Source organism: Mycobacterium sp. M23085, assembly GCF_045343915.1.
In the GTDB taxonomy this organism is placed as follows: Bacteria; Actinomycetota; Actinomycetes; order Mycobacteriales; family Mycobacteriaceae; genus Mycobacterium.
In genome coordinates, this window is sequence record NZ_CP174280.1 from 3,762,258 (window position 1) to 3,783,170 (window position 20,913).

22 protein-coding genes are annotated in these 20,913 nt (G+C 65.9%); 15 read left to right on the forward strand and 7 right to left on the reverse strand.

The window, feature by feature from the left end:
- The first annotated feature begins 7 nt into the window (after positions 1-7).
- The gene (locus ACIUM1_RS17530) at positions 8-913 is read left to right on the forward strand and encodes an SDR family oxidoreductase (protein WP_406813893.1); all 906 of its coding nucleotides are present in this window, start codon (positions 8-10) and stop codon (positions 911-913) included.
- Here ACIUM1_RS17530 and ACIUM1_RS17535 read toward each other — a convergent pair.
- The 3 genes from ACIUM1_RS17535 to ACIUM1_RS17545 are packed head-to-tail and all read right to left on the reverse strand — an operon-like array spanning position 910 to position 2,990.
- Positions 910-1,365 carry a nitroreductase family deazaflavin-dependent oxidoreductase gene (locus ACIUM1_RS17535; protein WP_406813894.1) on the reverse strand — a complete coding sequence of 152 codons (456 nt, stop codon included), beginning with the start codon at positions 1,363-1,365 and terminating at the stop codon, positions 910-912. The two genes, ACIUM1_RS17530 and ACIUM1_RS17535, sit on opposite strands and share 4 nt — an antisense overlap.
- A 45-nt stretch (positions 1,366-1,410) precedes the next feature.
- Positions 1,411-1,803, reverse strand: coding sequence for a hypothetical protein (locus tag ACIUM1_RS17540; protein ID WP_406813895.1), 393 nt, complete (start codon positions 1,801-1,803; stop codon positions 1,411-1,413).
- A 23-nt stretch (positions 1,804-1,826) separates the two neighbouring features.
- On the reverse strand, positions 1,827-2,990 hold the full coding sequence (locus ACIUM1_RS17545; protein ID WP_406813896.1) for a steroid 3-ketoacyl-CoA thiolase: 1,164 nt from the start codon (positions 2,988-2,990) through the stop codon (positions 1,827-1,829).
- Positions 2,991-3,123: 133 nt separating this feature from the next.
- Here ACIUM1_RS17545 and ACIUM1_RS17550 point away from each other — a divergent pair, with 133 nt between their 5' ends.
- The 7 genes from ACIUM1_RS17550 (at position 3,124) to ACIUM1_RS17580 (ending at position 10,068) form a co-directional block, all read left to right on the forward strand.
- Positions 3,124-4,374, forward strand: a complete 1,251-nt coding sequence (locus tag ACIUM1_RS17550) for a cytochrome P450 (RefSeq protein WP_406813897.1) — start codon at positions 3,124-3,126, stop codon at positions 4,372-4,374.
- Positions 4,374-5,399, forward strand: coding sequence for an acyl-CoA dehydrogenase family protein (locus ACIUM1_RS17555; RefSeq protein WP_406813898.1), 1,026 nt, complete (start codon positions 4,374-4,376; stop codon positions 5,397-5,399). Before ACIUM1_RS17550 ends, ACIUM1_RS17555 begins: the two co-directional genes overlap by 1 nt.
- On the forward strand, positions 5,390-6,553 hold the full coding sequence (gene fadE29 / locus ACIUM1_RS17560) for an acyl-CoA dehydrogenase FadE29 (RefSeq protein WP_406813899.1): 1,164 nt from the start codon (positions 5,390-5,392) through the stop codon (positions 6,551-6,553). Before ACIUM1_RS17555 ends, fadE29 begins: the two co-directional genes overlap by 10 nt.
- Positions 6,550-7,503: a bifunctional MaoC family dehydratase N-terminal/OB-fold nucleic acid binding domain-containing protein gene (locus tag ACIUM1_RS17565; RefSeq protein WP_406813900.1), complete on the forward strand. Its 954-nt coding sequence runs from the start codon at positions 6,550-6,552 to the stop codon at positions 7,501-7,503. The genes fadE29 and ACIUM1_RS17565 overlap by 4 nt, the downstream gene beginning before the upstream one ends.
- Positions 7,500-7,901 (forward strand): MaoC family dehydratase, encoded by a 402-nt coding sequence (locus ACIUM1_RS17570; RefSeq protein WP_064935917.1) that lies wholly within the window; start codon positions 7,500-7,502, stop codon positions 7,899-7,901. Before ACIUM1_RS17565 ends, ACIUM1_RS17570 begins: the two co-directional genes overlap by 4 nt.
- Positions 7,901-9,070, forward strand: a complete 1,170-nt coding sequence (locus tag ACIUM1_RS17575) for a lipid-transfer protein (RefSeq protein WP_406813901.1) — start codon at positions 7,901-7,903, stop codon at positions 9,068-9,070. The genes ACIUM1_RS17570 and ACIUM1_RS17575 overlap by 1 nt, the downstream gene beginning before the upstream one ends.
- Positions 9,071-9,222: 152 nt before the next feature.
- A complete protein-coding gene (locus ACIUM1_RS17580) occupies positions 9,223-10,068 on the forward strand; it encodes a hypothetical protein (protein WP_406813902.1) in 846 nt (281 codons plus the stop codon).
- Positions 10,069-10,132: 64 nt separating this feature from the next.
- On the opposite strand, the gene ACIUM1_RS17585 is transcribed toward ACIUM1_RS17580, so the two are convergent.
- Positions 10,133-10,993, reverse strand: a complete 861-nt coding sequence (locus ACIUM1_RS17585; protein WP_406813903.1) for a MaoC/PaaZ C-terminal domain-containing protein — start codon at positions 10,991-10,993, stop codon at positions 10,133-10,135.
- A gap of 1 nt (position 10,994) precedes the next feature.
- Entirely contained in the window at positions 10,995-12,677 is a 1,683-nt protein-coding gene (gene kstD / locus ACIUM1_RS17590; RefSeq protein ID WP_406813904.1) for a 3-oxosteroid 1-dehydrogenase, read from the reverse strand.
- A gap of 72 nt (positions 12,678-12,749) precedes the next feature.
- On the opposite strand from kstD, the gene ACIUM1_RS17595 reads away from it, so the two are divergent.
- The 7 genes from ACIUM1_RS17595 to ACIUM1_RS17625 all read left to right on the forward strand — a co-directional run bounded on the left by ACIUM1_RS17595 (position 12,750) and on the right by ACIUM1_RS17625 (position 19,174).
- Positions 12,750-13,535 (forward strand): 2-keto-4-pentenoate hydratase, encoded by a 786-nt coding sequence (locus tag ACIUM1_RS17595; RefSeq protein WP_406813905.1) that lies wholly within the window; start codon positions 12,750-12,752, stop codon positions 13,533-13,535.
- A gap of 52 nt (positions 13,536-13,587) precedes the next feature.
- On the forward strand, positions 13,588-14,520 hold the full coding sequence (locus ACIUM1_RS17600; protein WP_406813906.1) for an acetaldehyde dehydrogenase (acetylating): 933 nt from the start codon (positions 13,588-13,590) through the stop codon (positions 14,518-14,520).
- Between the two features lie 81 nt (positions 14,521-14,601).
- Complete coding sequence (gene dmpG / locus ACIUM1_RS17605; RefSeq protein WP_406813907.1) at positions 14,602-15,660, forward strand: 4-hydroxy-2-oxovalerate aldolase; 1,059 nt, start codon at positions 14,602-14,604, stop codon at positions 15,658-15,660.
- Positions 15,661-15,722: 62 nt separating this feature from the next.
- On the forward strand, positions 15,723-16,034 hold the full coding sequence (locus ACIUM1_RS17610) for a hypothetical protein (RefSeq protein ID WP_406813908.1): 312 nt from the start codon (positions 15,723-15,725) through the stop codon (positions 16,032-16,034).
- Positions 16,035-16,122: 88 nt separating this feature from the next.
- Complete coding sequence (locus tag ACIUM1_RS17615) at positions 16,123-17,250, forward strand: hypothetical protein (RefSeq protein WP_406813909.1); 1,128 nt, start codon at positions 16,123-16,125, stop codon at positions 17,248-17,250.
- Complete coding sequence (locus ACIUM1_RS17620; RefSeq protein ID WP_406813910.1) at positions 17,247-18,029, forward strand: SDR family oxidoreductase; 783 nt, start codon at positions 17,247-17,249, stop codon at positions 18,027-18,029. The genes ACIUM1_RS17615 and ACIUM1_RS17620 overlap by 4 nt, the downstream gene beginning before the upstream one ends.
- Positions 18,029-19,174 (forward strand): sulfotransferase family protein, encoded by a 1,146-nt coding sequence (locus tag ACIUM1_RS17625; RefSeq protein WP_406813911.1) that lies wholly within the window; start codon positions 18,029-18,031, stop codon positions 19,172-19,174. The genes ACIUM1_RS17620 and ACIUM1_RS17625 overlap by 1 nt, the downstream gene beginning before the upstream one ends.
- A gap of 92 nt (positions 19,175-19,266) precedes the next feature.
- On the opposite strand, the gene ACIUM1_RS17630 is transcribed toward ACIUM1_RS17625, so the two are convergent.
- Both ACIUM1_RS17630 and ACIUM1_RS17635 read right to left on the reverse strand, forming a co-directional pair.
- Positions 19,267-19,719 carry a hypothetical protein gene (locus ACIUM1_RS17630; RefSeq protein ID WP_406813912.1) on the reverse strand — a complete coding sequence of 151 codons (453 nt, stop codon included), beginning with the start codon at positions 19,717-19,719 and terminating at the stop codon, positions 19,267-19,269.
- Between the two features lie 5 nt (positions 19,720-19,724).
- The gene (locus tag ACIUM1_RS17635; protein WP_406813913.1) at positions 19,725-20,903 is read right to left on the reverse strand and encodes a Rieske 2Fe-2S domain-containing protein; all 1,179 of its coding nucleotides are present in this window, start codon (positions 20,901-20,903) and stop codon (positions 19,725-19,727) included.
- Between the last annotated feature and the right edge of the window lie 10 nt (positions 20,904-20,913).

The window sequence follows — 20,913 nt, forward strand, 5'->3', positions numbered from 1 at the left end:
AAGAACTATGGGAGTGGTTGACGGCCGGGTCGTCATCGTCACCGGAGCGGGCGGCGGTATCGGTCGCGCGCATGCGTTGGCCTTCGCAGAAGAAGGCGCGCGGGTGGTGGTCAACGACATCGGGGTCGGCCTGGACGGTTCGCCGGCCGGCGGCGGCAGCGCCGCGCAGAGCGTCGTCGACGAAATCACCGCCGCCGGTGGCGAAGCCATCGCGGACGGCTCCAACATCGCGGATTGGGACCAGGCGGCGAGCCTGATCCAGACCGCCGTCGAAAACTTTGGGGGCCTGGACGTTTTGGTGAACAATGCCGGCATCGTGCGGGACAGGATGATCGCCAACACCAGCGAAGAGGAGTTCGACGCCGTCATCGCCGTGCATCTCAAGGGACACTTCGCCACGATGCGCCACGCCGCGTCGTATTGGCGTGGGCTGTCCAAAGAGGGCAAAACCGTCGACGCACGGATCATCAACACAAGTTCGGGCGCCGGCCTGCAAGGCAGCGTCGGGCAGGGCAATTACAGCGCCGCCAAGGCGGGCATCGCGGCGTTGACTTTGGTGGCCGCCGCCGAGATGGGACGCTACGGTGTCACCGTCAACGCCATCGCGCCCTCGGCCCGCACCCGGATGACCGAGACGGTCTTCGCCGAAATGATGGCGACGCAAGATCAGGACTTTGACGCCATGGCCCCGGAAAACATTGCGCCGCTGGTGGTTTGGCTGGGCAGCGCCGAATCACGCGACGTCACCGGCAAGGTGTTCGAAGTCGAGGGCGGCAAGATCCGGGTCGCCGAGGGCTGGGCGCACGGGCCCGAGATCGACAAGGGCGCGAGGTGGGATCCCGCCGAATTGGGCCGCGTCGTCGCCGATCTGCTCGCCAAGGCGCGCCGGCCGGTCCCGGTGTATGGCGCCTAGCGAGGGTCGCAGATCACGACCGGGATGACGCGATCCGTCCAGGCCCGGTAGTCGTCGAACGAGGGATACATGGCGTCCAACTTGGGCCAGTACTCGGCGCGTTCCGCCTCGGTGGCGTCGCGGGCCTGCAGCTGCAGCACCTCATCTTTGATTTGAACGGAGACTTCGGGATTGGCTTTGAGGTTCAGGTACCACTGCGGGTGTTTGTCGCTGCCGCCCCTCGAGGCGACCAGGATCACCCGGTTGCCCTCGCGCAGGTAGAGCAGCGGGCTCACCCGGGGTTCGCCGCTCTTGCGGCCCGTGGTGGTGAGCAGAGCGACCGGGGCCTTCTGGAAGGTGTCGCCGAATCTTCCGTTGCTGCGTTGGTAGATCCACGCGTTGACCTTGGCCATCCACTTGATGAAGAAGCTGACCCAGGGTGAGTTCAGGGCACGTGGCTTCGGTTTCGGCATGGGAGTTCCTCTGTGCTCGGTCTGGCCTGCTGTTCGCACCCGTCGTCACCGGCGGTGCTGGATGAGCGGTTGGAAGCGAACCTTGATGTGGTGGATTTCGGCCTTCCCGGTTGGGCTTTCGGCCGGAATGACGAAGGTCTCGGTGACGCGCGCGGCCAGCCGCCGGCCGCCGAACGCCGCCTTGGTCAGCACCTGGTACACCGCGTGCACCTCGTCACCGTCGATGCGGTAGTCCGGTGGCGTGGTGTCGGCGAGCAACCGGTACTGCAGTCCCCGATTGAGGCTGCGCCGCAGATGGTTTCCGGAGAAACCGTTCTTGATGCCCTGCTCGATGCGGGTGCACCCGCGCGCGAACGGGACGCTGTCACCGTCGTGACTGACCAACGCATCAATGTAGGACTGGGCCGCGGCGATGCGGCTGTCGTCGGAGACGGTCACCGGGAAGCTGAAACGGTCGAGCGCTAGATGCGCTCGATGATGGTGCCGGTCGACAGGGCGCCGCCCGCGCACATGGTGATCAGCGCGGTGGTCTGATCGGAGCGTTCCAGCTCGTGCAGCGCGGTGGTGATCAGCCGGCTGCCGGTGCTGCCGACGGGGTGGCCCAGCGCGATAGCCCCGCCGTTGACGTTGACCTTGGCCATGTCCGGGTCGTGCACCCGCGCCCAGGACAGCACCACTGAAGCGAATGCCTCGTTGATCTCGGTGATGTCGATGTCGCCCATCTTCATCCCGGCCTTTTCCAGCACCTTCGCCGTCGACTGCACCGGCCCGTCCAGGTGGTAGTACGGCTCCGCGCCGACCAGCGCCTGGCTGACGATTCGGGCGCGTGGCCGCAGGCCCAGCGCCTTGGCCTTGTCCTCGTCCATCCACAGCACGGCCGCGGCGCCGTCGGAAATCTGCGACGACGTTCCCGCCGTGTGGATTCCGCCCTCCAGCACCGGCTTCAACGCGGAGAGTCCCGACAGCGTGGTGTCGCGCAGGCCCTGGTCACGGCTGATGGTGACGCGCTCGGACGTCGGCTGCTTGTTCTCGTCCAGCGCCGGGGCCTCGATCGGGGAGATCTCGCGGTCGAAGCGGCCTTCTTCCCAGGCCTGCTTCGCCTTGGTCTGGGACGCCAGGCCGAACTCGTCGATCTCCTCACGAGTGATGCCGCGCCGCTTGGCGATCCGCTCGGCCGCGGTGAACTGGTCGGGCAGATCGATGTCCCACGACGCCGGTCGCAGGATGGTCCGGTCCGGACCGGCGTTCGCGCCGAGCCCGACGCGGCTCATGGCCTCGATTCCACACGCGATGCCGATGTCGATGGCACCCGCCGCGATCAGGCCGGCGACCAGGCCGTTGGCCTGCTGACCGCTGCCGCACTGACAGTCCACCGTCATGGCGCCGACGTGCTCCGGCAGCCCGGCGACGAGCCAGCTGACCCGGGTGATGTTGTTGGACTGCTCGCCGTACTGGGTGACGCAGCCACCGACGATCTGTTCGACGTCGCCGGCGTCGATGCCGGCCTTCTCCACAAGAGCCTTCTGCGTGGCGCCCAGCAACTCGGTGGCGTGCAGACCGGACAGCCAGCCGTTTCGCTTGCCGATGGGGCTACGAGTGGCTTCAACGATGACAGGGTTACCCATTCCGTCAGGCTAGAACACGTTTCATTACTCTGACAAGCGAGGATGGTGACCTGCCTTTTATCTGCGCAGGAGGCGTGTTTTACTGGCACTAGAACACGTTGCAATTAGTGTTGTTAAAAGGAGCGCACCGTACATGGCACCCCCCAACATTCCCGCTGACTTCGACTTTCTGGACCCGGACGTCAACCTCGCCGGGTTGCCCGTCGAGGAACTCGCCCAGCTGCGTCAGGCAGAGCCGATCCACTGGGTCGACATCCCGAACGGGGCCGGCGGGTTCGAGGACCACGGATATTGGCTTGTCACCAAGCACGCCGACGTCAAGGAGGTGTCGAAGCGCAGCGATATCTTCTCGAGCTGGATGAACGGCGCCATCCCCACCTGGCCGCCGGAGATGAAGCGCGAGCAGGTCGAGCTGCAGCGCAGCGTCATGCTCAACATGGACGCGCCGCACCACACCCGGCTGCGCAAGATCATCTCCCGTGGGTTCACGCCGCGGGCGATCGGACGGCTGGAAGCCGAACTGGCCGAGCGCGCGCAGAACATCGCTGCGACCGCCGCCAAAGAGGGCAGCGGCGACTTCGTCGAACAGGTCTCGTGCGAGCTGCCCCTGCAGGCCATCGCTGGTCTGCTCGGCGTTCCGCAGGAGGATCGCGACAAACTCTTCCGCTGGTCCAACGAGATGACCGGCGGCACCGACCCCGAGTACGCGCACGTCGACCCCGCGCAGTCGTCGATGGAGCTGATCACCTACGCGATGGCGATGGCCGAGGAGCGGGGCAAGAACCCCACCGACGACATCGTCACCACGCTCGTCCAGGCCGACATCGACGGTGAGAAACTCTCCGATGACGAGTTCGGTTTCTTCGTGGTCATGCTGGCCGTCGCGGGCAACGAGACCACGCGGAACTCGATCACCCACGGCATGATCGCGATGGCGAACAACCCCGATCAATGGGAGCTGTTCAAGAAGGAGCGCCCAGCGACCACAGCCGACGAGATCATCCGTTGGGCCACTCCGGTTTCGGCGTTCCAGCGCACCGCCATTGAGGACACCGAGTTGAGTGGCGTGCAGATCAAGAAGGGCCAGCGGGTGGTGATGTCGTACCGGTCGGCCAACTTCGACGAAGAGGTCTTCGACGCCCCGCACAGCTTCAACATCCTGCGCGACCCGAACCCGCACGTCGGCTTCGGCGGCACCGGAGCCCACTACTGCATCGGCGCGAACCTGGCCCGCATGACGATCAACCTGATCTTCAACGCGGTCGCCGATCACATGCCGGATCTCAGGCCGATCGGTGAACCCGAGCGGTTGCGGTCGGGCTGGCTCAACGGCATCAAGCACTGGCAGGTCGACTACGCCGGCAAGCCGGCGGTGACGTCCTGATGGATTTCGACCTCACCGCGACGCAACAGGCCGTAGCCGATGTGGTGACGTCGGTAGCCGACCGCGAATTGACTTGGGACGCATTGGTCAACGGCGGTGTGACGGCACTGCCGGTGCCCGAACGTCTGGGCGGCGACGGCGTCGGTCTGCTCGAGGTTGCCACCGTGCTGACCGAGGTCGGTCGCCACGGCGCCATCACGCCGGCCCTGGCCACGCTGGGCTTCGGCGTGCTGCCGCTGCTCGACCTGGCCTCCGACGAGCAGCAGGACCGATTTCTGGCCGGAGTCGCCAAGGGTGCCGTCCTGACCGCCGCGCTCAACGAGCCGGGTACCGCCCTGCCCGACCGGCCCTCGACCACGTTCGCCAACGGGCGGTTGTCGGGTACCAAGGTGGGCGTTGGCTATGCCGGACAAGCGGATTGGCTCATCGTCACCGCCGATAGCGCTGTCGTCGTGGTGTCGGCGAAGGCCAACGGGGTCGACTTGGTTCAAACCCCGACCTCGAACGACTCCGAGGAGTACACCGTCACGTTCGCCGACGTCGCGGTCGACGACTCCGACGTTCTGACCGGCGCGACGGCGCCCCGGGTCAACCAGTTGGCGCTGGCCGCCATCGGCGCCTACGCCGACGGGCTGGTGGCGGGGGCGTTGCGCCTGACCGCCGACTACGTGGCCAACCGCAAGCAGTTCGGCAAGCCGCTGTCGACGTTCCAGACCGTGGCGGCCCAGCTGGCCGAGGTCTACATCGCCTCGCGCACCATCGATTTGGTGGCGAAGTCGGTAGCCTGGGGGCTGGCGGAAAGGGGCGGATCCGCCCCTCAAGTACAAGACGACCTGGATATCCTCGGTTACTGGATCACCTCGCAGGCGCCGCCGGCGATGCAGATCTGCCATCATCTGCACGGCGGGATGGGAATGGACATCACCTATCCGATGCACCGGTACTACTCCACGATCAAGGACCTGTCCAGGTTGTTGGGCGGTCCTTCTCATCGTCTCGACCTGGTGGGAGCGCAATGTTCATAGACCTGACCCCGGAGCAGCGCCAGCTGCAAGCCGAACTGCGGGAGTACTTTTCGAACTTGATCTCGTCGGACGAGATGAAGGCCATGGAGCAGGACCGTCACAACGAGGCCTACCGTGCGGTGATCCGCCGGATGGGCCGGGACGGCAAGCTCGGCGTCGGGTGGCCAAAGGAATTCGGCGGCTTGGGTTTCGGCCCGATCGAGCAGTCGATCTTCGTCAACGAGGCGCACCGTGCCGACGTGCCGCTGCCCGCGGTGACGTTGCAGACGGTCGGCCCGGTGCTGCAGCAGTTCGGCAGCGATGCGCAGAAGAAGAAGTTTCTACCCGCCATCCTGGCCGGCGAGGTTCACTTCGCGATCGGCTACACCGAGCCCGAGGCGGGCACCGACCTGGCCTCCCTGCGCACCACCGCGGTCCGGCATGGCGATGAATACATCGTCAACGGGCAGAAGATCTTCACCACCGGTGCCCACGACGCGGACTACATCTGGTTGGCCTGCCGCACCGACCCGGAAGCCGTGAAGCACAAGGGCATTTCGATCCTGATCGTCGACACCAAGGATCCGGGTTACTCCTGGACGCCGATCATCCTGTCCGACGGTGCTCACCACACCAATGCCACCTACTACAACGACGTACGGGTACCCGCCGACATGCTGGTCGGCGAGGAGAACGGCGGATGGCGGCTGATCACCACCCAGCTCAACAACGAACGGGTCATGCTGGGTCCAGCCGGCCGCACCGCGGGCATCTACGACCGGGTGCACGCGTGGGCGTCCAAGCCGGGCAGCGACGGCGTCACGCCGATCGACCACCAGGACGTCAAGCGGGCGCTCGGTGAGATCCACGCGATGTGGCGGATCAACGAGTTGTTGAACTGGCAGGTGGCCGCCGCGGGTGAGGACATCAACGTGGCCGATGCGGCGTCGACCAAAGTGTTTGGCACGGAGCGCATCCAGTACATCGGCCGGCTCGCCGAGGAGATCGTCGGCAAGTACGGCAACCCCGCCGACTCGGACACCGCCGACCTGCTCAACTGGCTGGACTCGCAGACCAAGCGCAACCTGGTGATCACCTTCGGCGGGGGAGTGAACGAAGTGATGCGCGAGATGATCGCCGCATCCGGGCTCAACGTCCCGAGGGTGCCTCGATGACCGACATTCAGGACGCCATCGCGGAAATCACGGCCACCGTCGTCGCCAAGCCGCGAGACGCCCGGGATCCGGTGAACCAGCCGACGATCAACAACTGGGTCGAGGCGCTCGGCGACCGCAACCCGATTTACGTGGACGAGGCCGCCGCCAAGGCCGCCGGTCACCCCGGAATTGTCGCCCCGCCGGCCATGATTCAGGTATGGACCATGTTCGGCCTGGGTGGCGAACGCCCGACCGACGACCCCATGGGTCCGATCATGCAGCTGTTCGACGAGGCCGGTTACATAGGTGTGGTCGCGACCAACTGCGAGCAGACCTACCACCGGTATCTGCAGCCCGGTGAGCAGGTCACCGTCACCTCCGAGATGCGCGACGTGGTGGGCCCCAAGCAGACCGGGCTCGGCGAGGGCTGGTTCATCAACCAGCACATCACCTGGCGGGTCGGTGACGAGGACGTCGCCGAGATGGCCTGGCGCATCCTGAAATTCCGGCCCCGCGAGGAGTCCGGCGCCGCCGGCTCCGTCCCACAGGACCTGGACGCCGACGCCATGATGCGTCCCGCGGTGTCTCGTGACACCGCGTTCTTCTGGGAGGGCGTCAAGGCGCACGAACTGCGCATTCAGCGCCTCGCCGACGGCACCCTGCAACACCCGCCGGTGCCGGCCGTGTGGGAGGACAAGGCCGCGCCCATCGACTACGCGGTGGCCAGCGGCCGCGGCACCGTCTTCAGCTTCGTGGTGCACCACGCGCCGAAGGTGCCAGGCCGCACCCTGCCGTTCGTGATCGCACTGATCGAGCTCGAAGAGGGCGTTCGGATGCTCGGCGAGCTTCGCAACGTCGACCACGCCGAGATCAAGATCGGGATGGCGGTCCGCGCAACCTATATCGACTTCCCGGCCGGCGAGTCCGGCCCGGAGTGGAGCCTCTACGCCTGGGAGCCTGACGCATGAGTGCACCCGTTGTTGAAGTGGGCACCACCCTGCCCGAACTGAAACTGCACGGCACGCCGACGTTCATCATCTCGACGGCGTTGGCCACCAGAGACTTTCAGGATGTGCACCATGACCGGGACCTGGCCCAGGCCAAAGGTTCCAAGGACATCTTCGTCAACATCCTCACCGACACCGGCCTGGTGCAGCGCTACGTCACCGACTGGGCCGGTCCGACGGCGCTGATCAAGTCGATCGGGCTGCGGCTCGGCGTGCCGTGGTACGCCTACGACACGGTCACCTTCTCCGGTGAGGTGACCGCCATCGACGACGGCCTGATCACGCTGAAGGTGTTCGGGCGCAACAGCCTTGGCGACCACGTCATCGCGAACGTGACGCTCACGATCGGGGGTGCCTGATGTTGTCGGGTAAGGCTGCGATCGTCGGTATCGGCGCCACCGACTTCTCCAAGGACTCCGGCCGCAGCGAGCTGCGGCTGGCCGCCGAGGCGGTTCTGGATGCGTTGGACGACGCCGGGCTGAGCCCGTCCGACGTCGACGGCCTGACCACCTTCACGATGGACACCAACAACGAGACCGCCGTCGCGCGGGCCTGCGGCATCGGTGACCTGAAGTTCTTCTCGCAGATCGGGTACGGCGGCGGTGCCGCGTGCGCGACCGTTCAGCAGGCGGCGATCGCCGTGGCCACCGGGGTGGCCGACGTCGTCGTCGCGTACCGGGCGTTCAACGAGCGCTCGGGCATGCGGTTCGGTCAGGTGCAGACCCGGCTGGCGGGAAACGCCGGCGTGCAGGCCGATTCGACGGCGGCCGACAATTCCTTCTCCTACCCGCACGGGCTCTCCACGCCGGCCGCGCAGGTAGCGATGATCGCCCAGCGTTACATGCATCTGTCCGGCGCGACCAGCCGGGACTTCGGCGCGATCTCGGTGGCCGACCGCAAGCATGCGGCCAAGAACCCCAAGGCGTACTTCTACGAGAAGCCGATAACCATTGAGGATCATCAGAATTCGCGGTGGATCGCCGAACCGCTGCGGCTGCTGGACTGCTGCCAGGAAACCGACGGCGCGGTCGCGATCGTGGTGACGTCGCCGGAGCGCGCGAAGGATCTCAAGCAGCGGCCGGCGATCATCGAGGCGGCCGCGCAGGGCTCCAGCCCCGACCAGTACACGATGGTCAGCTACTACCGGCCGGAGCTCGGTCTGCCCGAGATGGGCGTGGTGGGCCGGCAGCTGTGGCAGCAGTCGGGGTTGAAGCCGACCGACATCCAGACCGCCGTGCTGTACGACCACTTCACGCCGTTCACGCTGATTCAGTTGGAAGAGTTGGGATTCTGCGGTAAGGGCGAGGCCAAGGACTTCATCGCGAACGGTGCCATCGAGATCGGTGGGCGGTTGCCGATCAATACCCACGGTGGCCAACTCGGCGAGGCCTACATCCACGGCATGAACGGCATCGCCGAGGGGGTGCGGCAGCTGCGGGGCACCTCGGTCAACCCGGTGCCCGACGTCGAGCACGTCCTGGTCACCGCCGGTACCGGCGTGCCCACCTCCGGCCTGATCCTCGGCTAGGGGCCGGGGCGCGGGCTAGGGGTCCCTCTCCCGCCGAGCGCTCCTCTCCCGCCGAGCGCCCGGCCAGCCGGGCCGTCGCGGCTCAACGCCCCGCTAACCGGGCACTCGACCACTGAAGTGACGTGTGCTGTGCGCCATGCGACGCTGCGGCGATGGGTGAGCCTTTTGTCGGGAGCGAAGCCATTGCGAGTGGATTGCTGACCAAGAGTCAACTGGAAACGCGCTTCATTCGGCTGTTCCGCGGCGTTTACATTGACCGCGACGCTGAGCTCACTGCCGCGGTGCGCGCGAAGGCTGGCTGGTTATGGACGGGCCGTCGGGGAATTGTGGCGGGCTTCTCTGCGGCTGCGATGCACGGAAGCAGCTGGGTCGACGACCGAAGAGCGGTGGAGTTGATCCACAACAACCATCATTGCCCGGCTGGGGTGCAGCTGCATAGAGACACCGTCGAGGCGGACGAAGTCGAAATGCTCGGCGGCGTCGCGGTTACATCGCCGACGAGGACAGCGCTGGACTTCGGTTGCTGGTATCCGATGACGACTGCTGTGGCGGGAATCGATGCGCTGGCCGCGGCGACGGAAATCAAAGCCGCTGATCTCGAGCTGCTCGCTCGCCGGTACGCGGGACGGCGCGGCATCGCGCAAGCACGCCGAGCCGCGGGACTATTCGACGCCGGGGCGCAGTCGCCGAAGGAGTCGTGGCTTCGCGTCGTGCTGATCGAGTCCGGCCTGCCGCGGCCGCAAACCCAGATTGAGGTGCTCGACGAGTTCGGCGGTGTCTTCGCGTACCTGGACATGGGTTGGGAAGACGTGAAAATCGCCGTGGAGTACGACGGTGAGCAGCATCGAAACAGCCGCCAGCAGTACACCTGGGACATACGCCGACGGGAACTGCTGGAACGTCGCGGCTGGATCCTCGTGCGAGTGGTCGCTGGTGATCGGCCGGGCGACATCGTCCGCAGGGTTCGCGCCGCGCGTGCTGGCCGACGCCCCGGCTAGCGGGGCGCTCGAACGCGTAGGCCCGGCGAGCCGGGCGCTCGGCGACCGAGAGACGCCAAACCCTCTAGGCGGGTACCAGTTCGACGCCGGACAAGACGACGGCGTTGTCGCGCGAGGGCGAGACGACGCTGGCCAGGAAGCGGCCGTTCTCCTTCCAGATGCCCACCTTGAGTGTTTCGCCGGGGAAGGCCACCCCGGCGAAACGCGCGCCGTAGGCCGCCACCGCTGCGGCATCACCATCGAGCAGCGCATCGGTGATCGCCTTGCACGTCATGCCGTAGGTGCACAGCCCGTGCAGGATGGGCTGGGAAAAGCCTGCGGCGGCGGCGAATCCGGGATCGGAGTGCAGCGGGTTGCGGTCGCCGCACAGCCGGTAGAGCAACGCCTGCTGCGGCAGAATCGGCATGTCGAGCTCGAGGTCGGGAGCCCGGTCCGGTGCGCCGTCTGACGTCGAGGGACCACGCTCGCCGCCGAATCCACCTTCACCGCGGGCGAAGATCGACCGTCGCTGCGTCCACAACAGCGTGCCGTCCGGCGCTGTCACCGTCGTCTCGCTCCAGATCACCGCGGCCTTGCCCTTGTCCCAGATGTCCGTGAACCGGGTGACCGCCTTGGCCGAGCCAGACGGCGGCAGCGGCGCCGGCGCCTCGACCCGCTCGCTGGCATGCAGCACCTTGCCTAGCTCGATGTCGATGCCGGGGAACTTGACCGTCGGCGGTTTCGTGGCATGGAAGGTGGCGGCCACGTTGCCGAACGTCGGCAGCACCTGCGGGGTGTCGTCGATCAGGTAGCGCAACTCGCGCGGGTCCATCGGATCGGTCCCCGCACCCAGCCCCAAGTGATAGAGCTGCACATCACTACTGGCCCAAGAGAATTCGATGGGATCCAGCTCGGCATTCAGCGCGACTTCCACATCGATTGGCATGTCAGTTACCCCCCGCTATATGCAACGCCGCAAGGTAGCCGAACGTCATGGCCGGACCGATGGTGCCACCCGGACCGGGATACGTGTGGCCCATCACCGGAGCGCTGACGTTGCCCGCGGCGTAAAGGCCTTCGATGATACTGCCGTCGTCGCGCAGGGCCCGGCCATGGATATCGGTGCGGATGCCGCCCTTGGTGCCCAGGTCACCGGGCACCATCTTGGCCGCGTAATACGGCGCGTGACTGATCTCGCCGAGATTGGGGTTCGGCTTGTTGGTCGGGTCGCCGTAGTACCTGTCGTAGGCGCTCTCACCGCGATGGAAGTCGGCGTCGACGCCGGAGCGGGCGAAGCCGTTGAAACGTTCCACGGTCGCGGTGAATTCACCGACCGGAAGGCCGGCCTGCTGCGCCAGCTCGGCCAGCGTGTCGGCCTGGATGATGACGCCGGACTCCAGCCACTTGCGCGGAATACGTTGCCCGGGCTGCAGTCCCGCGAAGATATAGCGGTCCCGGTACTGCTGGTCGAACACCAGCCACGCGGGGATGTTCTCGCCCGGCCCCGGACCCTGACCGTATTCGCCGCCGTACATGTGGTGGCAGGCTTCGACATAGGGCATCGACTCGTTCATGAACCGCTTGCCCGACATGTTGACGATGATCGACCCCGGCGAATTGCGCTCGGACAACGCGAACCAGGGTGCACCCACCAGCGGGACGGTCGGCCCCCACCAGGCGTCCTCCATGAGATCCAATGCGGCGCCGAGCTTTTCACCCGCCAGGATCCCGTCACCGGTGTTGGCCACCGCACCGACGGTCCACTCGGTGGTGATCGGTGCGCGCTGGTATTTCACCCGCATCTGCTCGTTGTGTTCGAACCCACCCGACGCCAGGATCACGCCCCGCCTGGCCCGGATCAGCTGGGGCTCACCCGATTCGGCATCGCCGGCCCCGCGCACGTAGACACCGCGCACCACACCGTCTTCGACGTAGAGGTCGGTGAGCGCCGTGTTGAGCACCACCGGAACCCCGGCCCGCTGCAGCCCGATGCGCAGCGGACCGATCAGCGCCCGGCCCATGCCGACGAGGTTCTTGCCGGTCGCTTTGGCCCACATGGTGCGTGCGCCGACCTTCAGGCTGCGCAGCACGCCGCGCGGGTGACGCTTCAGCTGGTTCAGCCGCACGTAATCCTGTTGCATCACCACGACGTTGAGCGGGACCTTGCCATAAGCAGGTTCGAGCCCGGCTTCGTCGGCGCCGAGCTTGCGGGCGTTGAACGGCTTCGGCTCGATCGATCGGCCCTCGGCGCGGCCACCCGGCGACTCGGGGTAATAGTCGGAATACTTCGGTACCCAGCACATTTTCAGCGGGGTGTGCTTCAGCACAAATGACAGCATCTCGGGGCCGCGCTCGAGGTAGGTGTCGATGCGTTCCGGCTCGACCACGTCGCCGACGATCCCGTGCAGATAGGTGCGCGCAGCCTCGGCTGTATCGCGGACCCCGTCACGCTTGAGGATCTCGTTGTTCGGGATCCAAACGCCGCCGCCTGAGCGGGCGGTCGAGCCACCGTAGTGCGGGGCCTTTTCGATGACGATGGTGGAAAGACCCCGGTGAGCTGTGGTAAGGGCGGCCACCATGCCGGCTCCGCCGCTCCCGACCACGACGACGTCGTACTCCTGCGCTGACATGTAGAACACGTTATAGAATTGCCCAGGGCGGCCGCTACTTGCCCGGTCGACCGTACGAGGAGATTTGGAGAAATGCTCAGTGTTGCCACGCGCGACGAGCTGGCTGCCGACTTGGCGCAAGCCGAGCGGAGCCGCGAGCCGATCGCCCCGCTTACCGCGGCCTATCCGGACATCGACGTCGTCGACGCCTACGAGATCCAGCTGATCAACATCCGCCAGAGAGTCGCGGAAGGGGCCCGGGTGCTGGGCCACAAGGTGGGGCTGTCGTCGAAAGCGATCCAGCAAATGATGGGCGTCGACGAGCCGGACTACGGACACCTGCTCGATGAGATGCAGCTGTTCGAAGACGTCCCGGTCAAGGCGAACCGCTACCTGTATCCGCGGGTGGAGGTCGAAGTCGGCTTCGTCCTGAACGCGGACCTGCCGGGAGCCGGCTGCACCGAGGACGACGTGCTGGCGGCGACCGAGGCGCTGGTGCCGTCGATCGAGTTGATCGACACCCGGATCACCGACTGGAAGATCGAGCTGTGCGACACCATCGCCGACAACGCGTCGTCGGCAGGTTTCGTGCTCGGTGAGGCGCGGGTTTCCCCGCGTGACATCGACGTCAAGGGGATCGACGCGGTGCTGCGCTGCAACGGTGAGATCGTCGCCGAAGGTCGTACCGACGCGGTGCTGGGCAACCCGGTCACCGCGGTGGCCTGGCTGGCCCGCAAGGTGGACGGCTTCGGCGTGCGCCTGCGCAAGGGCGACGTAGTGCTGCCCGGATCGTGCACGCGAGCGATCGACGCACACCCCGGTGACAACTTCGTCGCCGACTTCGCGGGCCTCGGTTCGGTGCGTTTGTCGTTCGAATAAGCTCGAATTAAATCGTCTAACTTAAATCTCAAACGCTTCGAAAAGGAGCATCATGCCGACTAAGGCGACTGTGGCCATTGTCGGGTCGGGGAACATCAGCACTGACCTGCTCTACAAGCTGTTGCGATCAGACTGGCTGGAACCGCGCTGGATGGTCGGCATCGACCCGGAGAGCGAGGGCCTGGCCCGGGCCCGCAAGCTGGGTCTGGAGACGACCCATGAGGGAGTGGACTGGCTGTTGGCGCAGTCGGAAAAGCCCGACCTGGTGTTCGAGGCGACCAGCGCCTACGTGCACCGCGACGCCGCGCCCAAGTATGAGGCCGCCGGGATCCGGGCCATCGACCTGACGCCGGCCGCGGTGGGTCCCGCGGTGATCCCGCCGGCCAACCTGCGTCAGCACCTGGACGCGCCGAACGTCAACATGATCACCTGCGGCGGACAGGCCACCATCCCGATCGTCTATGCGGTATCACGCGCCGTCGCCGAGCTCGGCGGCGTGCCGTATGCCGAGATCGTCGCGTCGGTCGCCTCGCTGTCGGCCGGCCCCGGCACCCGGGCCAACATCGACGAGTTCACCAAGACCACCAGCCGGGGTGTGGAGACGATCGGTGGCGCCAAGCGCGGCAAGGCGATCATCATCCTGAACCCGGCCGACCCGCCGATGATCATGCGCGACACCATCTTCTGCGCCATCCCGGAGGACGCCGACCGGGACGCCATCGCCAAGTCCATCCACGACGTGGTGGCCGAGGTGCAGACCTATGTGCCCGGTTACCGGCTGCTCAACGAGCCCCAATTCGACGACCCGTCGCTCAACTCCGGCGGCCAGGCGTTGGTCACCACGTTCGTCGAAGTGGAGGGTGCGGGCGACTACCTGCCGCCTTACGCTGGAAATCTCGACATCATGACCGCCGCGGCCACGAAAGTCGGCGAGGAGATCGCCAAGGAGTCCTTGAGCGCGACGGCCGGAGGAGCGCAATCGTGAGTCTCGCCAACGACGATGCAGTGGGGGCACCCCCAGCCGCGCAGCGGCGAGGGGGACGCAGGGATGAGGAGGAGTGGCGCCATGACTTCTGACATCTTCTTCAACCCGGTCTGGGACGTCCGGCTGACCGACACCTCGCTGCGGGACGGTTCCCACCACAAACGCCACCAGTTCACCACCGACGAGGTCGGGGCCATCGTGGCCGCCCTGGATGCCGCGGGAGTGCCGGTCATCGAGGTCACCCACGGCGACGGCCTGGGCGGGTCCAGCTTCAACTACGGGTTCTCCAAGACGCCCGAGCAGGAGCTGATCAAGCTGGCCGCCGAGACGGCCAAGGAGGCCAAGATCGCCTTCTTGATGCTGCCCGGCGTCGGCACCAAGGAAGACATCAAAGAGGCCCAGAACAACGGCGGCTCGATCTGCCGGATCGCCACCCACTGCACCGAGGCGGACGTGTCGATCCAGCATTTCGGCCTGGCCCGCGAGCTCGGCCTGGAAACCGTCGGGTTTTTGATGATGAGCCACACGATTTCGCCCGAGAAGCTGGCCGCGCAGGCCCGGATCATGGCCGACGCGGGCTGCCAGTGCGTCTATGTGGTCGATTCGGCCGGGGCGCTGGTGCTCGAGGGCGTGCGTGACCGGGTCGCGGCGCTGGTGGCCGAATTGGGGTCGGACGCTCAAGTGGGTTTCCATGGCCACGAGAACCTCGGGCTCGGGGTGGCCAACAGTGTCGAGGCGGTCCGGGCGGGGGCCAAGCAGATCGACGGGTCGTGTCGCCGGTTCGGCGCCGGGGCCGGCAACGCTCCCGTCGAGGCGCTGATCGGGGTGTTCGACAAGATCGGCGTGAAGACCGGTATCGACTTCTTCGACATCGCCGACGCGGCCGAAGAGGTGGTCGCCCCCGCCATGCCCGCCGAGTGCCTGCTCGACCGCAACGCCCTGATCATGGGCTATTCCGGGGTGTATTCGAGCTTCCTCAAGCACGCCATCCGCCAGTCCGAGCGCTACGGTGTGCCCGCGCACCAGCTGTTGCACCGCGCCGGCCAGCGCAAACTCATCGGCGGCCAGGAAGACCAGCTCATCGACATCGCGCTGGAGATCAAGCGTGAGCAAGAAAGCGGCGCCGCGACAACGCTCTGACCTCGCCGCTCGCCGACGGCACACACAGGCGCCGCATAGCTACCGCGAGTAACCTGGCGGTCATGAGCACATCCAAGACAGTCGGCGCCCGTCGCCGCGGGCTGTACGGCCTGCTCGCCGGGGGATTGATGACCGCTACCGCCGCAACGGTGATCGCTTTGCCCGTGGCAGGCATAGCGAACGCGGATCCGCAATGCAATCAAGACGTGGGATCATCCATCAACTCGTACTTGCAGCGGCATCCCGACCTCCACCAGCAACTGCAAGCCAAGGCGTCGGCTGACGGCGGTAACGGCAACGTGATCGACTACCTCAATCGTCATCCCGACGTCCGCCAGCACCTGATCGACCTGTCTCACTCTTGCCCGCCCTAGTGAGTCGGCGTCGTCCTTGAACGCCGTGGCCGACGCGCGGGAACGTTCGCCATTGACGAAAAAGTAGAACACGTTCTAGCGTCTAGGCGTGTTCTCTGATTCCCTCACCAAAGCGATCGCAGAGGCCGAGCAGTTGGTGGCCGGCGCACCGTTCATCGAGACCGAGGCCGACCTGCTCGAAGGGTTGCAGTATTTGGCCGGCTGTATCTCGGGCTGCATCCATCTGGCCGTCGACTACGACCGCGACCATCCCTTCCTGCAGTCGGGCACCGGGCCGTTCACCAAGATGGGCCTGGACAACCCCGACACGCTTTACTTCGGTACCCGGGTGCACGCCAACCACGACTACGTCGTCACGGGCAGGCGCGGAACCACCACCGACCTGAGTTTTCAGCTACTCGGCGGCGAGTACACGGACGACTTCGTGCCCGTCAGCCAGGCCGCGTTCGACGATCGCGAGCTCGAGATCGCGTCCGACGGCAGCTTCGAGTGGCGGGTGCGACCGACCAGCCCCGGACAGTTGGTGATCCGCGAGGTGTACGGCGACTGGTCGGCGCAGCGCGGCACGCTGGCGATCTCCCGGCTCGACACGGCAGGCACCGCGCCGCCGCCGTTGACCCGTGAGCTCATCGAAAAGCGTTACGCCACAGCCGGAAAGCAACTTGTCCAGCGAGTGAAGACCTGGCTGCAATTCCCGCAATGGTTCTATCTCGACCTGCCGGTGAACACCATGGTGCCGCCGCGGCTGACTCCGGGCGGACTGTCCACGCAGTACTCGTCGGTCGGGCACTTCGACCTGCGCCCGGATCAGGCGATGGTCATCACCATCCCGGTCTCCGATGCGCCCTACCTCGGTTTCCAGCTGGGCAGCCTCTGGTACATCTCCCTGGACTACATCAACCACCAGACCTCGCTGAACAACACTCAGGCCCAGGCGGATCCGGACGGCAAGGTCCGCATCGTGGTTGCCGAGCAGAACCCGGGAGTGACCAACTGGGCGGAGACGGTCGGCCACCGGCGAGGCTTCCTGCAGTTCCGCTGGCAGCGGGTGTCGCGTCAGCTCACCGACGCCGACGGTCCGACGGTCGAGGTGGTCGACATTGACAAGGTTCCGGCCGCGTTGCCGTACTTCGACCACAACAAAATTTCAGAGGACGACTGGCGCGCCCGTATTGCGCTGCGCCACCAACAGATTCAGGCAAGGATGCTGGGATGACGAAGTTGCTCGACGGCAAGGTGGTGGTGATCAGCGGCGTCGGCCCGGGCCTGGGTACCACGCTGGCGCACCGGTGCACGCGAGAAGGCGCCGACCTGGTGCTGGCAGCCCGCACGCAGGAACGACTGGACGACGTCGCCAAGCAGATCGCCGACCTCGGAGGCCGTGCCACAACGGTGCGCGCCGACATCACCGAGGACGACCAGGTGACTAACCTGGTGGATGCCACCATGGAGGCCTACGGCAAGGTCGACGTACTGATCAACAATGCGTTCCGGGTGCCGTCGCTGAAACCGTTCTCTGGCACCAGCTTTCAGCATATCCGCGACGCGATCGAACTCAGCGCGCTCGGGGCACTGAGGCTCATCCAGGGGTTCACGCCGGCGTTGGCCGAGTCGAAGGGCTCGATCGTCAACGTCAACTCCATGGTGCTGCGGCACTCGCAGGCGAAGTACGGCGCCTACAAGATGGCCAAGTCCGCGCTGCTGTCCATGTCGCATTCGCTGGCCACCGAGTTGGGCGAGCAGGGGATTCGAGTCAATTCCGTTGCGCCCGGCTATATCTGGGGCGAAACGCTGCAGGGCTACTTCAACCACCAGGCCGGCAAGTACGGCACCACGGCCGAGCAGATCTACCAGGCCACCGCGGCCGGCTCCGACCTTAAGCGGCTGCCGACCGAGGACGAGGTGGCCTCGGCGATTCTGTTCATGGCCAGCGACCTGTCCAGCGGCATCACCGGGCAGACCCTGGACGTCAATTGCGGGGAGTACCACACCTGATGGCGGAACGTACCGATGTCGGCACCGTTGACGACCTGAAGGCGTCGGCCAGCATGATGATTGGGCTCGACGATTTCGGTAGCAACGACGACAACTACCTCGAAGCGCTGGAAGTGCTGCTTGACTCCTACCGGCGCGACGCCGACTTGACGCCATTGGGCAGCAAGATGAATCGGTTCTTCCTACGCGGTGCGCTGGTCGCCAGGCTGCTTTCCGAAGCTGCCTGGAAGCAATACCCTCAGCACGCCGACGTCGTCATCGAGCGGCCGATCTTCGTCACCGGACTGGTGCGCACCGGCACCACCGCCCTGCACCGGCTGCTGGGCGCCGATCCAGCGCACCAGGGCCTGCATCTGTGGCTGGCCGAATTCCCGCAGCCGCGTCCGCCTCGTGAAACCTGGGATTCCAACCCGTATTACAGCCAGCTGAACGCGCAGTTCAACAAGCACCATGCCGAAAATCCGGATTACACGGGTCTGCATTTCATGGCGGCGTACGAGCTGGAGGAGTGCTGGCAGCTGCTGCGGCAGTCGCTGCATTCGGCGTCCTACGAAACCCTGGCGCACCTGCCCACCTACTCGCAGTGGCTGTCCCGGCAGGACTGGACGCCGTCGTATCGGCGGCACCGCCGCAACCTTCAGCTGATCGGGCTGAACGACGCCGACAAGCGGTGGGTGCTGAAGAACCCCAGCCACCTGTTCGCGTTGGACGCGTTGATGGCGACCTATCCCGACGCGTTGGTGATCCAGACCCATCGTCCGGTCGAGACCATCATGGCCTCGATGTGCTCACTGGCGCAGCACACCGCCGAGGGATGGTCAACGTCCTTCACCGGCGCCCAGATCGGTGCTGACGCAATGGAAACCTGGTCGCGAGGGCTGGAGCGGTTCAACACCGCCAGGGCCAAATACAGCCCGGCGCAGTTCTATGACGTCGACTACAAGGAATTGATCGCCGACCCGTTGGGCACGGTCGCAGATATCTACCGGCACTTCGGTATCACGCTGACCGACGAGGCCAAAGCGGCCATGGAAAAGACCCACGCCGAAAGCCAGTCCGGCGCCCGGGCGCCCAAACACACCTACTCGCTGGCCGACTACGGCCTCAGCACCGAGATGGTCAAGGAGCGGTTCGCCGGCCTGTAATCACAGGGGCTTCTGGGGTTGGCGGGCACAATACCCATGCCGCCGAGCGAAGGGCGCGGGGCAGGGCGCTGGGCCCGAGGCCCGACGGTCGCTCAGTCGTCGTCCGGGTCGTCGTCGAGGTAGCCCTCGGCGACCGCATGCTCAATGCTGTCAGCGAGTTTGGGGCACGACCGGGTGCGCGCGGTATCACCCCCGGCCTGACGTACCTCGGTGAAGTGTGCGCAGCGCTGCCACGCTTCGGTGTTCCATTGCACGGCGGTGTGTCCCGGCCCGAGCCTGCGGACGGTGACCCGCACATGGCAGAACCGGCAGTCCACCGGCAGCAGGCCCGAGTTGAGATAACGCTCGCGGTCGGCGCGGCTGGCTTCGGCGACGGCCGCGGCGCGCTGCGGATCGTTGACGAAATCGCTTGACTTCGACCAGGATCCACCCTTGCGTTCCGAGCCGGACGGCTGCTCGTCGTGGTCGTGATGATCGCCATGCAGCAACAACATCGACCGCGCGAGCTGATCGACGTCGGGTACCGCCGGCTGGTCGTCGCCCATGAACGCTAGTGTTGCTCGGCGGGCACGTCGTCGGTAGCCGTCTCGTCCGCCTCGGAGTCCTTGGCCTTGAGGTTCTGTTCGACCTCGGAGTTCCAGTACTCGTTGGCGCGGGTGGTGTCCACCTCGATTTCGAAGCGTTCCACCATCTCCGGCTCGATGTCGGCGACATCGACGTAGAACTGCTGGTACCAACGACGCAGCTGGTAGACCGCGCCATCCTCTTCGACCAGCAGCGGATTGTCGATGCGGGTCTTGTGCTTCCAGATCTCGACGTCCTGCAGGAAGCCCTTGCTGACGCCCTCGGTGAAGACCTTCGACAGCTTGTCGGTCATCTTTTCGTCCATGCCCTTGGGCTTTTCGACGATGACGCCCCACTGCAGCACGAACGAGTTCTGAGTCACCGGGTAGTGGCAGTTGATCAGGATCGACTCGGCCTTGTACCCGCCGTAGCTGTTGTGCAGCCAGTTGATCATGAACGACGGCCCGAAGTAGGACGCCTCCGAATCCAGATGCGCCTCGCCGTATGACGTGCCGAGGTCGTTGACGTCGGGCCGGCCCACGTTGTGCAGGTACTGCGACGCGATGTGGCCCTCGAAGACGTTCTTGAAGTACGTCGGCAACCCGAAATGGATGTAGAAGAAGTGCGCCATGTCGGTGACGTTGTCGATGATGTCGCGGCAGTTGGACCCCTCGATGAGGATGCGGTTCCACCGCCACTCCGTCCACTCGTCGCTGTGGGATTCCGGGATGTCCGGAATGCGCACGGCGGGATCCGGCGGGTTTTGCTCGTGGTCGTGCCAGACGAACAGCAGGCCGCCGCGCACGTCGGTCGTCCACGACCGGGTGCGCGCCGTCTTGGGTGTGCGCTTGGCGTAGGGGACCAGCTTGCAGCGGCCGTCACCGCCCCAGCGCCAGTCGTGGAACGGGCAGGCGATCTCGTCGCCCTTGATGGTGCCTTCCGACAAGTCCCCGCCCATGTGGCGGCAGTACCCGTCCAGGACCTTGATGTCACCCTGCGAGTCGGCGAACACCACCAGCTTGGTGCCGAACGCCTCGATCGAATGCGGCTTACCGTCCTGGAACTCCTTTGCAACACCCAGGCAGTGCCAGCCGCGGGCGTATCTGGTCGGCAAGGCGCCGGGATCGATTTCCCGGATGCCGACCGCCTTGGTGTCGGTACTCACCTGTTACCTC